The organism is Nocardia sp. NPDC005366, from assembly GCF_040606855.1.
In the GTDB taxonomy this organism is placed as follows: Bacteria; Actinomycetota; Actinomycetes; order Mycobacteriales; family Mycobacteriaceae; genus Nocardia.
In genome coordinates this window covers 53,289-66,050 of the sequence record NZ_JBEXFQ010000007.1, presented here as the reverse complement: position 1 = coordinate 66,050, position 12,762 = coordinate 53,289, and the positions used below count along the sequence as shown (strand labels likewise).

The window sequence follows — 12,762 nt, the reverse complement described above, 5'->3', positions numbered from 1 at the left end:
ACACGGGCTTGCCCACTGCCCTTAGAGTGGCGAGCATGACTTACGACGTCGCGAGGGTTCGGGGCCTGATACCGTCCCTGGGCGACGGCTGGATCCATCTGGATCCGCAGGCAGGCATGCTGGTTCCGGATTCGGTATCCCGTGCCGTGTCAACGGGTTTCCGTACGTCGTCGTTCTCTCATATCGGGCGCAACGGCGCCGCCGTGCGCAGCGCCGCGATTCTGGACGCGGCTCGCGAGGCGGTCGCCGATCTGGTCGGCGGCGATCCGGCGGGCGTCGTGCTCGGCCCGGATCGGGCGGTGTTGCTGGCGTGGCTGGCGGAATCGCTGAGTTCCCGGCTCGGGCTCGGCACCGGCATCGTGCTGTCCCGATTGGACGACGAGGCCAATGTCGCGCCGTGGTTGCGCATCGCCAATCGCTACGGCGCGCACGTGCGCTGGGCCGAGGTCGAGATCGAGACCTGCGAGATGCCGTCGTGGCAATTCGAGGAACTGATCGGACCCACCGCCCGGCTGGTCGCCCTGACCGCCGCGTCGCCGATCGTCGGCTCCGCGCCCGCGGTGCGGGTGGCGGCGGACCGGGTGCACGAGGTCGGCGGTCTTCTGGTCGCCGACGCGTTCGGCGCCGCACCGTACGCGCTGATCGATATCGACGATCTCAACGCCGACGTGGTCGCGCTGAGCGCACCGGCCTGGGGCGGTCCGCAGATCGGCGCACTGGTCTTCCGCGATCCGGCCTTCCTCGACCGCATTCCGTCGATGTCGTTGAATCCCTACGCGAAGGGCGCCGAACGGCTCGAGGTCGGCGGGCACCAGTACGCCCTGCTCGCCGGGCTGACGACGTCGATCGACTTCCTGGCGGGCCTGGACGAGCGTGCCACCGGCACCCGCCGCGAGCGCCTGGAGATCTCCATCACCTCGTTGCAGGACTATCACGACCAGCTGTTCGAACATCTGATGGACACCCTGGACAAAATCCCGAATCTGACGGTGATCGGGCGGGCCTCCACCCGCATTCCGACGGTCAGTTTCACCCTCGCGGGTATGCAGGCGGAGAAGGTCGCGGCCAAACTCGCCGACGCCCGCATCGGGACGTTGAGCGGAGTGCATGGAGGCAGCCGCCTGCTCGACGCGCTCGGCGTCAACGACGAGGGCGGGGCCGTGACCGTTGGCCTGGCCCCCTACACCACCAAATTCGAGATCGACCAGCTCGGCCGGGCCCTGGCCGCCCTCGAATAGACGTCGTTCGTCAGTCCCGCACGCGCAGGGTGACCTTGCCGAATGCCTCGGAGGATTCGAGGAGCCGGTGCGCGTCGGCGGCCTCGGCGATCGGCAGTTCCGCGTGGATGACGGGCACGATGGTGCCGTCGGTGACCAGCGGCCACAGATGCCTGCGCACCTCGGTGATGATCTCGGCCTTGCTGTGGTTACCCGACGCGGGTCTGCCGCGCACATTGGTCGCGTGCACGCTGCCCCATTTCGCGAGCAGCGCACCGAGATTCAGTTCCGCGGTGACACCGCCCTGCATGCCGATCACCACCAGGTGCCCGTGGGCGGCCAGCGCTTCGACATTGCGCGCCAGATAGGCCGCGCCCATATTGTCGAGAATGATGTCCGCGCCCGGTCCGCCCGCGCCGGAGGTCTCCTCGCGCACGGCCGCGACGAAATCCTCCTCCCGGTAATTGATCAGGACGGTCGCGCCCAGTTCCTTGCAGCGCTGCAACTTCTCCTGCGAACCCGCGGTCACCGCGACCCGCGCGCCGCGCTGCGCCGCCACCTGGATGGCATGGGTGCCGATCCCGCTGCCGCCGCCGTGGATAAGCACCAGCTGACCGGCGTGCAGACCAGCGGTCATCACCAGATTCGACCACACCGTTGCCGCCACTTCGGGCAGTCCGGCCGCCGCGCCGAGATCGAAATCCTCCGGTACCGGCAGCAGTTGGGCGGCGGGTACCGCCACCCGCTCGGCATAGCCGCCCCCGGACATCAGCGCGCAGACCCGGTCGCCGACATGCCAGTCCCGCACGCCGTCGCCGACCTCGGCGATGACGCCCGAACATTCCAGGCCCATGATCTCGCTCGAACCCGGTGGCGGCGAGTAGTACCCCTGCCGTTGCAGCAGGTCGGCGCGGTTCACCCCCGCGGCGATGACGTCGATGAGCACCTCAGCGTGACCCGGCGTCGGATCCGGCGCCTCGCCCCACGTCATGACCTCGGGTCCACCGAAACCGTTCAGCGTGATAGCACGCACTGCTCCGCCTCTCCGCGACTGTGTCGCCCGTGAGTGTCTCGGCCGTGTCTCGCCGGGGCAGGCAGCTGCCGGAGGTGGTCGAGTCCGGCACGTCACCCGGATTCCGGCGACATCGATCGTTGCGTGCACAGGCTACCCGCCCGGTGGACGTGAATCGGGCCGCATTGCCGGGCGAATACCGGGGGATCGCCCCGGACGGACGCCGGTATGTAATCCCTGGATTTCGATTCGCTGACCGAGCCGCGCGAACTCGCTCGAGGGGCTAGCGTTCCCGGCGTGAGCAATTTCGCCGACTTCCAAAACGAGATCTACCTGGGCGGATTGGGAGGTGTGCTACCCGAATTGCCGATGACGGCAGCGGGTTTGGAGGCGCGTGCGGAACGTGAACTGGAGCGATCCGCCTTCGCCTATGTCTCGGGGAGCGCGTCGGCCGAGCGGACCGCGTCGGCCAATCGCGCGGCATTCGACCGATACCGGATCGTGCCGCGAATGTTGCGCGGCACCACCGGGCCTGGGGCGCGGGATCTGTCGGTAGAAGTCCTCGGCACGCGATTGGCCGCGCCGGTGCTCACCGCGCCCGTCGGAGTGCTGGAACTGATGCACGAGGGCGGCGAGGTGATTACGGCGGAAGTGACGGGCGAACTCGGCATCGGCACCGTCCTGTCCACCGCGGCGTCCACGCCCATGGAGGAGGTCGGGGCGGTCGCGGGCGCCTGGTGGTACCAGTTGTACTGGCCCTCCGACGACGATCTCGCGCGGTCCTTCGTCGAACGCGCCGAGCGGGCGGGGGCCTCCGCGATCGTGGTGACCGTCGATACCCCGACCCTCGGTTGGCGGCCACGGGATCTGGAGGTGGCGCATCTGCCCTTCCTGCACGGTAAGGGAATCGCCAACTACCTGTCCGATCCGGTCTTCCTCGACCGTCTGGCCGCGCCCCCGCACGAGAGTCAGGAGGCGATGCAAGCGGCCGTACTCACCTGGATCGGCCTGTTCGGCAATCACACGTTACGGCCCGCCGACCTCGCCCACCTGCGGGAATGGACCGATCTCCCGATCGCGGTCAAAGGCATCCTGCACCCGGACGACGCCCGCCAGCTGGTCGACGCGGGCGCCGACGCCGTGATCGTCAGCAATCACGGCGGTCGCCAGGTGGACGGTTCGATCGCGGCGATCGACGCGCTGCCCGCTGTCGTCGCGACCATCGGCGACCGCGCGGACGTCCTGTTCGATTCCGGCGTTCGCACCGGCTCGGACATGCTGATCGCACTGGCATTGGGCGCCAAGGCGGTGCTGTACGGGCGACCGTGGGTCTACGGTCTCGGCCTGGCGGGCCGTGCCGGTGTCCGACATGCGCTGCGGCTGCTGCTCGCCGATTTCGATTCCGCGCTCGGGCTGTCCGGCTGCGCGACCCCCGGTGATCTGAACCGGTCGCTCATCGTCACATCTCGCTGAACCGGAACGGCGTTTCCCCAGTTCAAGCGGCATAGAATGGGTAGGTGCATCTCGAACCGAACGGTCGCGCACGCGTCGAGCCCCGGTGGCTCGACCCGGCGCAGCAGCGGGCATGGCGCGCCTACATCGACGGCCATCAGCGCCTGATGACGGCGTTGAACCGGCAGTTGCAGAGCGACTCCGACCTCAGCCTGCCCGAATACCGGATCCTGGTGCTGCTGTCCGAAGCTCCCGACCGTCGACTGCGGATGAGCGAACTCGCAGACGGCGTGCTGTCCTCGCGCAGCAGACTGACCCATCAGATCCGCAGGCTGGAGGACCAGCATCTGGTCCGCCGCAACACCTGCGAGGAAGACGGTCGCGGCGTTCTCGCCGAACTCACCGAAGAGGGTATGCGCTGCCTGGAGGCCGCCGCCCCCGGCCACGTCGAGGCGGTCCGCCGCGACTTCATAGACCTGCTCACCTCCGACCAACTCGACGTGATCGCCGACGTCTTCGGTCGCATCGACGCGGCCATCTCCCGCCGCGGCGAGTGATCGGCACGCGCGTATCTCATTGGGCGTGCCCCCATCCGGCAAGGTAGAGTCGCCGGACGGGTCGTCCGCGCGACGATTCGCAGGGAGACGTGGCAGAGCGGCCGAATGCACTCGCCTTGAAAGCGAGCGTCGCGAGAGCGACCGGGGGTTCAAATCCCTCCGTCTCCGCCCCTTCGACCAGTGGTCTGCGTTCACGCGGGCAGCTGTCGGGCTGTCGCTAGGTCACGCCGCTCTATCGAGTCAGCGCTTCCAGCAGTCGCGCCGCGTTCTCCAGCCTCGCCTCCTCGAGTTCGGGCCGGGGATAGGTGTGCCGGAATATCGACTCCCCATCGAACATATGGATGAGCGACGTAGCGACCAGTCGGGTGAGGTCCTCGGGCACGCCGGGGCCGAGTGTGTCGATCGTGGCCCGTTCGACGTCGTCGATCAGCGCACGCGCGACAGGGCTCAACCGTTCGCGCAGTTCGGGTTCGGTCCGCGCCGCGACGAGCAATTCGAACCAGACCACATTCGTCTCGTGCCGGATCGCCGCCCTGGCATATCGGACGAGGTCGATCGGCTGTAGCCGCCCGTCCGTCATGGCCAGGTCGCGAAAGTTGGCCATATGCCGCCGCCCGACCTCTTCCGCCGCGGCGACGACCAATTCGAGCCGGGAATCGAAATGCCGGAACAATCCGCCTTTGGAGACGCCTGATCGCGCGCAGATCTCGCCGATCGAGGCGCGGTGATAACCGACCTCCTCGATCGCTTCGATCGTCGCGTCCACCAGTTTCGCGATGGTCGCGCCTTTGCGTTCGGCCTGCGTCCGCCGCGGCGGTGCCGTCACTTCGCTCCGGCCCGCAGGAACTGTCCGGTCCGCTGGTTACCGAGGACGGCCGTCGGCGCTCCATTGCCGAAAACCCGCTCACCGCCGATGAATACGGCGGTCACGGCGTCGTCGTTGCGATTCACCATGCGGGGCATGTTATCGAATTGGGCGACGGGGCTCTCGGCGTACGCGTCCAGTGAATCGTCGAGGTGTGCCGGATCGATGACGACGAGGTCGGCCCGATCGCCTTCGCGCAGGTGGCCCGCGTCGATGTCGTACCACTCGCCGAGTTCGCCGGTGAGGCGGTGGACCGCGCGTTCGAGGGTCATGAACGCGCGCCCGGACTGCTCGGCGTCGCGAACACGGCGCAGGAACCGCAGTCCGAAGTTGTAGAACGCCATGTTGCGCAGGTGCGCGCCGGCATCGGAGAAGCCGATCTGCACACCGGGGTCGGCGCCGAGTTTGTCGAGGAATTCCGGGCGATGGTTGGAAATCGTTGTCCGCCAGCGCAGTTTGGTTCCGTATTCGACGACGAGGTCCAGGAACGCGTCGACGGGGTGCACGCCCCCGCGGCTCTGCCCGACCTGGCCGAACGTCTTCCCGATGACGGTATCGTCCGGGCATTCGACGATCTCGGCGTCGAAGAAATCGCGATGCCACACCCGCATACCGAACTTCGCGTCGTACTGTTTCCTGAACTTACGACGGTATTCCTCGTTCCGCATCAGGGCATTTCGCTCGACCTGATCCGACAGGTGCAAAGCGGCCGCGCCCGCGCCGAATTCCTCGAAGATGACGAGGTCGATGCCATCGGCGTAGACCTCGAACGGCACCGGCAGATGTTGCCAGCGGAAGTCCCCGCCGAGCGCGTTGAGGGTGCGCGATATCCAACCCATCAGATACACCAGGAAAGGGTTGGCCTTGAGATCCGCGGCGGACAGCAGGCTTGTCTTGAGCCGCTTACGTCCGATTCCGAGCGTGCTCGATGTCATCGCGATGACGCTGCGCGGTGAGGTGATGTCGGGACCTGCCTGGAGGACACGACGGCGGCGGCGCAGAATCGCGTTGAGGCGCCGCCGCTCACGGGCCTTCGCGTAGGTGGACGGCAGAGTGCGCGAGCGGCAGAGGTCACCGTCGAGTTTGTCGAAAAGCAATTGCTGAGCCGACATTCCGACGAACCCCGCGTCGAGTGCCTCGACGAGCGCGGCTTCCATCGACGCGAGTTCGGCAGCGGTCGGGCGGACGTCGGCGCGTGTCGCACGTTCGAGTCCCAATTCCGCGCTCCGGATATCGGAGTGGCCGATGAATGCCGCGATATTGGGTCCAAGGGGAAGTTTCTCGAGCGCAGCGACGTATTCGCGTGCCGAGTTCCAGGTCTTCGTCTCGGTGATCGCGTCGATGACATGACGTCGCGGGATCGCTTCCACCCGGCCGAAAATGTCGCCCGCGACCGTGGCGTCGACGTGAACGGTCGACAGTGAACAGGATCCGACCAGCACGGTCGTCACGCCGTGGCGGACCGATTCGGTCAGCGCGGGGCCGCGCAGCACTTCGATGTCGTAGTGCGTATGGATGTCCACCATGCCGGGCAGCACCCACTTGCCGGTCGCGTCGACGACCTGCGCGCAACCGGTCTCGTCCAGGGTGTCCGACGTGACGACGGCGACCCGACCATCACGAATGCCGAGGTTCCGGATCGCCGACGCGGCGCCGGTGCCGTCGAACCACCGGCCGTTCTTGATGATTGTGTCGTAGCTCACCAGAACATAGAAACCTTTTGGTCGCTAAATTGTCAAGGGGTGACCGCGCGCAGCTTCAGCGATTTCCCCGGCTCGACGCGGATGTCGGTGGGGAAGCAGGTGGCGGTATCGCGCGGGACGACGGCGGCGATCACGGGTCTTCCTGTGACATTGCGCTCAGCTGTCCCGATCACGATGGACGAAATTGGGCCGGATGTTGTCGTCGGGTGCGTCGAAATAGCGGTGGAAGGTCGGCGTCAGGCCGGAGGAGATCGGCGGGTTGATCCAGGACCAGTCGGTGGGACAGGTACGGCCCGCCGCCGTCTCCATGGTGGCGTGGTCGCAGAATTGTTTGGCGACGGTGTGGTGGTCGACCACGTGGACGCCCGCCCTGCGATAGCTGTACAGCACCGCCCGGTTCAGTTCGATCAGCGCTTGATCGCGCCACAGGGTGCGGGCATGTGAGGTGTCCAGCTCCATCATGTCCGCGATCAGCGGCAGCATGTTGTAGCGGTTGGTGTCGCTGAGATTGCGCGCGCCGATCTCGGTGCCCACGTACCAGCCGTTGAACGGGGCGAACGGGTAGGTGATGCCGCCGATTTCCAGATTCATATTGGAAACCGCCGGTACCGCATGCCATTTCAGTCCGAGTCCGGCGAACGTGATTGCGCCAGGCGAGTTTGGCTCCGACCAGGATTTCCTCGGCCGTCTTGCACGTAGTCGCCGTGCTGTTCGAGTTGTTCCAGCGCCGTGCGGCGGCGCCGCGTAGACAGATGCGCCAGTTCGGGTTGCCGGAAGAAGTCGTCACACTCGCGCATACGGCGGCGTAGGTCCGCGATGAGGGGCTTCGGGGCGGTGGTGGTCTCGACTGATCTCGCCTCGGACATCAGCGCACGACACCGTGACCTCGATGCGTGGCTGCGCTGAGCGCGGTTGTGCGATTTCCCGATCGACCCCCGAAAGGCTCGAAAGGCAGAGTAGGCCGGGTGTGCTGGTCGTGTGCCCGGATTCGCGGTAATCCCTGTTCATTCGGCGATCGACGCGGCGTGGCGCCATGCGGTCGAACCGATCCGGCGGCCCCGCGGGAAGTCTCACGAGAGAGATGGAAGTCACAATTACCACACCGAGGTATGGCTGGTCCGATGGGTGTCCGCGCCTCTGGCAGGATGGAATACATGCTGTCTCGGCGAGAGGCATGGCGCTGGTTCTCCGGCGTCGCCGTGACCGCCGCACTGCTCGCCGGTGCGGCGGGGGTAGGCGCGCCCCGCGTGATCGCCGAGCCGGACCGGCCGGGCACCGGTTCGTCGCAACCTGGCGATCCGACCACCGTGCCGTCGGCGTCTCCCGAGATCGAGCGGATCGTGCCGATCAACGATCGCAGGCTGCGCGTGTTCGTCCGATCGCCCGCGATGGGCCGCAGCGTCGAAGTGCAGGTACTGCTTCCCCGTGACCAGGCCCGCAGCCGCCCCACCGTGTACATGTTGGACGGCCGCAGCGCGAACGCGGACAGCAACAACTGGACCGAACTCGGCCACGCCGACCGTTTCTTCGCCGACAAGGATGTCAATGTCGTGCTCACCGTCGGCGGGCCCGCCAGCTTCTACACCGATTGGCAGCGGACGGATCCGGTGCTCGGCACCAATAAGTGGGAGACCTTCCTGACGGCGGAGTTGCCGCCCCTGATCGATGCCGAATTCCATGGCAACGGTCGCGACGCCGTCATGGGGGTGTCGATGGGGGCCGAGGCGGCGATGATGCTGATGGTGCGTCGTCCAGCGCGCTACTCGGCGGTCGCGGCGCACAGCGGCTGTTTCTCGATGGGCACCGACGCGGGGCAGGCGCAGGCCCGCGCCGTCGTCGCCACCTATCTCGGTCAGCCGGACAACATGTTCGGGCCGCACGACGATCCGGACTGGCTGGCCCACGATGTGATCGAACACGCGGAAGCGTTGCGCGGCAAGACGATCTACCTGTCCGTCGGCAGCGGACTACCCGGCGAATACGATGTGCCCGGCAATCCCGACCTGCCCAGCATCATCGCCTTCGGCGGGCCACTGGAAGCGGGCACCAACGTCTGCACCCATCGGCTGACCGATCGTCTCGCCGCCCTCGGCATCCCCGCCACCGCGCATTTCCGTGCGACCGGGACGCATTCGTGGCCCTACTGGGCCGACGAACTCACGCTGTCGTGGCCGACTATCGCGGGCGCGCTCGGCACGTCCTGAGCGAAGCGCGCCACCACCGCCGGATCGGTGGCGAATGCGACGAACAGCTCGTTCTCGTGGGGGTCGCCGATGGTCACGCGAACACCGTCGACGCCGTACGGGCGCACCAGCACACCGGCCGCCGCGCTCGCCTCGCCGAAATCCACGCTGCGTTCGCCGAGCGGCAACCAGAAGAAATTGGTCTCACTCGGTGGTATGCGGTAGCCGGCCGCGAGCAAGGCGCCGCGCACCCGCTCGCGCTCGACGACCAGGGTGTCGGTGCGGTCGAGCAGTTCGTGCCGCGCCTGCAATGACGCGATGGCGGCGGCCTGCGCGACCCGGTTGACGCTGAACGGGATGTGCACCTTCAGCAGCGCGGTGATCACCACGGGATCGCCCACCGCGTAACCGACGCGCAACCCCGCGAGGCCGTAGGCCTTCGAGAAGGTCCGCAGCACAACGACGTTCGGCCTGGTTCGGCCCAGCTCCACACCGTCCGGCCGGTCCTGCGGGGTCAGTCGCATGTACTCGTAGTACGCCTCGTCCAGTACGACCAGCACCCGCGGCGGCACCGCGTCCAGGAAACGCGTCAGCGCCGCCCGGCCCACCGCGGTACCGGTCGGATTGTTCGGATTGCACACGAAGATCAATTTGGTGCGGTCGGTGACGGCCGCCGCCAACGCGTCCAGATCGTGCACGTCGCCAGGATCGAGCGGAACCGGCACGGCTTTGGCGTTGCCGACCTGTGTGACGATCGGATACGCCTCGAACGAGCGCCAAGCGAAGACCACCTCGTCGGTGGGCGCGTCGCAGGTGATCTGCACCAGCTCCTGCAGAATCGCGACACTGCCGCAGCCGACGGCCACATTGGCCACGGTGACACCGAGAAAATCCGCCAGCGCCGCCCTGAGTTCGCTCGACTGGTTGTCCGGGTACCGGTGCGCCAGTTCGGCGGCCTCGCCGATCGCCTTCGCGGCGGCGGGCAGCGGCGGCAGCGTCGTCTCGTTGCTCGCGAGTTTGACCGCGCCGGGATTGCTGCGGCCCGGGGTGTACGCCGGAATGGAGTCCAGATCCGGCCGGATATGCGGTGTCACCCCTCCACCCTAGGTGGCGGCGCCGTCCGTCTTCTCTGGTGGTCGTGATATCTCCCCGGTGGCCACGCGCCCGCCTACCGGCCGATATGAACCGAAAGCGGGATCGTGCCGGAAAAACCCGCGAGTAATGGCCTTCCACGTGCAATTTCTCGCGAATTTCGGGTCAGCGCCCTACTCTGGTTCCATGTCGGGTGTTTATGACGATACTGCCGTGCTCCGTCACGGCGACGACATGACGCAGCGCCTCGCCGCCGACACCAAGGTGCCCATCACCGTGGTCGAGCCGGAGGGATACGCGCGTGGCGGGATCGTGGTGCTGCATGAATCCCGGGAGCTCACGGGAACGTTGCTGGAACTCATGAAGGCGCTCGCCACCGAAGGCTGGACGGTGATCGCGCCCGACCTCTTCCGCCGGGCAGGCGGCGACCCCTCGCACGAGGTCTTCGGCGACCAGCTGTTCGCCGACTTCGACGCCTGTTTCGACTGGCTGATACAGCGCGGGGTGTTCCCCGACTGCATCGGCGTCCTCGGATTCGACCACGCGGGCACCGCCGCCTTCCTGGTCGCCACCAACCGTCCGGTCGGCGCCGCCGTCAGCGTCGCCGCACCCGGCATCGTCGAACCACTGACCCCCGAGGCCGACGCGCTGATCCGGGTCGCTCACGAGCTGAAGGCACCCTGGCTCGGCCTCTACGGCACCGACGATCCCGACACCCCACCCGCGCACATCGACCGACTCCGCGACGCCACCGCCCGCGCCTCGGTCGCCAGTCTCGTCATCAGCTATCCGGGTCTGTGCCACCGCGCCGACAGCCCCGGACACGACCCCGACGAGGACCATGCCAGTCTCGATCCCCAAGCGCGGATCTTCGACTGGTTCGACAGCAACTTACGCTGAATGACCAGGCGTTTTGTCACTTCCGCCGTGCCTGCTGTAACCTTCATGCTCGGCGGTTCGAAAGGGCCGGTGCCCTCGAAGAGAAGGCTCCAGGAGGCGTGCCAGAGCGGCCGAATGGGACTCACTGCTAATGAGTTGTCCCTTCACGGGGACCGGAGGTTCAAATCCTCTCGCCTCCGCCACACCCGGTTCGCCGGGTGACAACTGAATAACACATGCGCCCGTAGCTCAACGGATAGAGCACTTGACTACGGATCAAGAGGTTAGGGGTTCGAATCCCTTCGGGCGCACGCAGGTCAGAGGCCCCTTCCGCACCATGGAAGGGGCCTCTGCCGTTCTCTGACGACACTTCTTGACGACAATGCCTCAACCGAACAGGTCATTCATGCCGGTCACCGCGTCACGCTGCACCTGGTCGATCACATCCATGTAGGTGCCGGTCGTCACCGTGATCGAGCTGTGCCGAAGGATGCGCTGCACCGTCGCCGCCTCCACGCCCATCGTGAACAACATCGTGGCGCACGAATGACGCAGATCATGCAGACGAATCGGCCGGACACCCGCCTTCTTCACCAGCGCGGCGAAGGTCCGGTTCACGTTCCGAGGTTCGAGCGGAGTGCCACGAGTCGAGGTGAACACCAACCCGAGTTTGTTCGCCGCGGCAGCCCGTTCGTCGCTCAGTTGCTCCCGGCGGTGTTGCCGAAGTATCCGGACCAGCTCATCGGGCAGCGGCACCGAATCCTCCGACGCCTCGGTCTTCAGATCATGCAGTCCGAGCGAACCGTCGACCCGATACAACGCCTTCTCCAGATCGATTCGGCCGATCGCCAAGTCGACATCCATCCACCGCAGGCCCAGCGCTTCACCGCGGCGCAGACCGACCGCCAAGGCCACCGACCACAACGCGTACAGCCGGTGATCCTTCGCCGCGGCGAGGAACCGGGTTGCCTCCTCCGCCGTCCACGGCTTCTCCTTCCGGAGACCGCCCGCAGGCATCTTCACTTGCCGAGCAACATTGCGCGCCAGCACATCCGCCTCCACCGCATCTTGAAGCGCGGCCCGCAGCACCCGCAGGATCGCCCGCAAAGTTCCGGTCGACGGGAATTGTTCACAGCAGTCCACAGGCTTTCGTGCACAGCACCGCGCCCGCCCGTTCTCAGCCCGCTTCGCATCCTTGCCCTGCGCGCAGCACTGGCAGGACGAACGCAGCCGGTTCAACCACGTACGCACGTGATCGGCCTGCAACGCCCGCAACTTGTGCCGCCCCAGACCCGGAACCATGTACAGACGCACCAACGCCTCATAGGTGGCATAGGTCGTCGGCCGGACCTCCGGCTTGGCCGTATTGATCAGCCAGTGCTGAAGGTATTGGCCCACGGTGGCTGTCGTGACATCCACCGGGACACCGCGCCGCGCTAGCTCTTTCAGCCGCGTCCGCTCCGCATCAGCCTCCTCCCAGGTGGCGCCGTAAACACTGACACGTTTGCGTTTTCCGTCCGGGGTTTCCACGAACAACTTGAGTTCGTAGCGTCCGTCCTTCCGGGCGCCGATGGTTCCCGAGCCATTCGGATTGCGTTTGCGCGACTTCTTCTCAGCCATCACGCCGCCCGGTCGATCAGGTCGGTGAGGTAGGCGTCGAAGGATTGCCGAACAATCCGGCGGCACCGTCCGACCTTCACCGACTGGACTTCACCGGCCCATATCAGTTGATAGATGCTGTAGCGACTCACCTTCAGTTCGTCGGCCGCGGCTTGCACGGTCATGAATCTGTCTGCCATGTC

At 66.6% G+C, this 12,762-nt stretch carries 11 protein-coding genes, 3 tRNA genes and 1 pseudogene; 8 read left to right on the top strand and 7 right to left on the bottom strand.

Annotated elements, in window-relative coordinates:
* The first annotated feature begins 35 nt into the window (after nucleotides 1-35).
* Nucleotides 36-1,238, top strand: a complete 1,203-nt coding sequence (locus tag ABZS43_RS10540) for a cysteine desulfurase-like protein (RefSeq protein ID WP_355035579.1) — start codon at nucleotides 36-38, stop codon at nucleotides 1,236-1,238.
* Between the two features lie 10 nt (nucleotides 1,239-1,248).
* Here ABZS43_RS10540 and ABZS43_RS10535 read toward each other — a convergent pair whose 3' ends face one another.
* Nucleotides 1,249-2,250, bottom strand: a complete 1,002-nt coding sequence (locus ABZS43_RS10535; protein ID WP_355035578.1) for an NAD(P)H-quinone oxidoreductase — start codon at nucleotides 2,248-2,250, stop codon at nucleotides 1,249-1,251.
* 276 nt (nucleotides 2,251-2,526) lie between these two features.
* Between ABZS43_RS10535 and ABZS43_RS10530 the strand changes: the two genes are divergently transcribed.
* From ABZS43_RS10530 to ABZS43_RS10520, 3 genes are all read left to right on the top strand, one after another.
* Nucleotides 2,527-3,702: a lactate 2-monooxygenase gene (locus ABZS43_RS10530; RefSeq protein WP_355035577.1), complete on the top strand. Its 1,176-nt coding sequence runs from the start codon at nucleotides 2,527-2,529 to the stop codon at nucleotides 3,700-3,702.
* A gap of 146 nt (nucleotides 3,703-3,848) precedes the next feature.
* A complete protein-coding gene (locus tag ABZS43_RS10525) occupies nucleotides 3,849-4,238 on the top strand; it encodes a MarR family transcriptional regulator (protein ID WP_355035738.1) in 390 nt (129 codons plus the stop codon).
* Nucleotides 4,239-4,321: 83 nt separating this feature from the next.
* Nucleotides 4,322-4,406 (top strand) — tRNA-Ser (locus ABZS43_RS10520).
* 64 nt (nucleotides 4,407-4,470) lie between these two features.
* On the opposite strand, the gene ABZS43_RS10515 is transcribed toward ABZS43_RS10520, so the two are convergent.
* The 3 genes and pseudogenes from ABZS43_RS10515 to ABZS43_RS10505 form a co-directional block, all read right to left on the bottom strand.
* Nucleotides 4,471-5,064: a TetR/AcrR family transcriptional regulator gene (locus tag ABZS43_RS10515; protein WP_355035576.1), complete on the bottom strand. Its 594-nt coding sequence runs from the start codon at nucleotides 5,062-5,064 to the stop codon at nucleotides 4,471-4,473.
* On the bottom strand, nucleotides 5,061-6,806 hold the full coding sequence (locus ABZS43_RS10510) for an amidohydrolase family protein (protein WP_355035575.1): 1,746 nt from the start codon (nucleotides 6,804-6,806) through the stop codon (nucleotides 5,061-5,063). The genes ABZS43_RS10515 and ABZS43_RS10510 overlap by 4 nt, the downstream gene beginning before the upstream one ends.
* 156 nt (nucleotides 6,807-6,962) lie before the next feature.
* A pseudogene (locus ABZS43_RS10505) lies at nucleotides 6,963-7,445 on the bottom strand (nitric oxide synthase oxygenase); the annotation flags it as partial.
* Between the two features lie 515 nt (nucleotides 7,446-7,960).
* On the opposite strand from ABZS43_RS10505, the gene ABZS43_RS10500 reads away from it, so the two are divergent.
* Nucleotides 7,961-9,010 carry an alpha/beta hydrolase family protein gene (locus ABZS43_RS10500; protein WP_355035574.1) on the top strand — a complete coding sequence of 350 codons (1,050 nt, stop codon included), beginning with the start codon at nucleotides 7,961-7,963 and terminating at the stop codon, nucleotides 9,008-9,010.
* Here the strand turns inward: ABZS43_RS10500 and hisC are convergent.
* On the bottom strand, nucleotides 8,947-10,083 hold the full coding sequence (hisC, locus tag ABZS43_RS10495) for a histidinol-phosphate transaminase (protein WP_355035573.1): 1,137 nt from the start codon (nucleotides 10,081-10,083) through the stop codon (nucleotides 8,947-8,949). The genes ABZS43_RS10500 and hisC overlap by 64 nt on opposite strands.
* A 184-nt stretch (nucleotides 10,084-10,267) precedes the next feature.
* On the opposite strand from hisC, the gene ABZS43_RS10490 reads away from it, so the two are divergent.
* The 3 genes from ABZS43_RS10490 (at nucleotide 10,268) to ABZS43_RS10480 (ending at nucleotide 11,271) form a co-directional block, all read left to right on the top strand.
* Entirely contained in the window at nucleotides 10,268-10,981 is a 714-nt protein-coding gene (locus ABZS43_RS10490; protein WP_355035572.1) for a dienelactone hydrolase family protein, read from the top strand.
* Nucleotides 10,982-11,073: 92 nt separating this feature from the next.
* Nucleotides 11,074-11,163: transfer RNA gene (locus tag ABZS43_RS10485), tRNA-Ser, on the top strand.
* 35 nt (nucleotides 11,164-11,198) lie between these two features.
* A tRNA-Arg gene (locus ABZS43_RS10480) sits at nucleotides 11,199-11,271 on the top strand.
* Nucleotides 11,272-11,347: 76 nt separating this feature from the next.
* On the opposite strand, the gene ABZS43_RS10475 is transcribed toward ABZS43_RS10480, so the two are convergent.
* Entirely contained in the window at nucleotides 11,348-12,580 is a 1,233-nt protein-coding gene (locus ABZS43_RS10475) for a site-specific integrase (protein ID WP_355035571.1), read from the bottom strand.
* Nucleotides 12,580-12,759 (bottom strand): helix-turn-helix domain-containing protein, encoded by a 180-nt coding sequence (locus tag ABZS43_RS10470; protein WP_355035570.1) that lies wholly within the window; start codon nucleotides 12,757-12,759, stop codon nucleotides 12,580-12,582. Before ABZS43_RS10470 ends, ABZS43_RS10475 begins: the two co-directional genes overlap by 1 nt.
* Between the last annotated feature and the right edge of the window lie 3 nt (nucleotides 12,760-12,762).

Bases quoted from the DNA above. Each gene is read 5' to 3' on its own strand.
- ABZS43_RS10490 (WP_355035572.1), top strand. From the start codon at position 10,268: ATGTCGGGTGTTTATGACGATACTGCCGTGCTCCGTCACGGCGACGAC.
- ABZS43_RS10540 (WP_355035579.1), top strand. From the start codon at position 36: ATGACTTACGACGTCGCGAGGGTTCGGGGCCTGATACCGTCCCTGGGC.
- ABZS43_RS10525 (WP_355035738.1), top strand. From the start codon at position 3,849: ATGACGGCGTTGAACCGGCAGTTGCAGAGCGACTCCGACCTCAGCCTG.
- ABZS43_RS10500 (WP_355035574.1), top strand. From the start codon at position 7,961: ATGCTGTCTCGGCGAGAGGCATGGCGCTGGTTCTCCGGCGTCGCCGTG.
- ABZS43_RS10475 (WP_355035571.1), bottom strand. From the start codon at position 12,580: ATGGCTGAGAAGAAGTCGCGCAAACGCAATCCGAATGGCTCGGGAACC.
- ABZS43_RS10470 (WP_355035570.1), bottom strand. From the start codon at position 12,759: ATGGCAGACAGATTCATGACCGTGCAAGCCGCGGCCGACGAACTGAAG.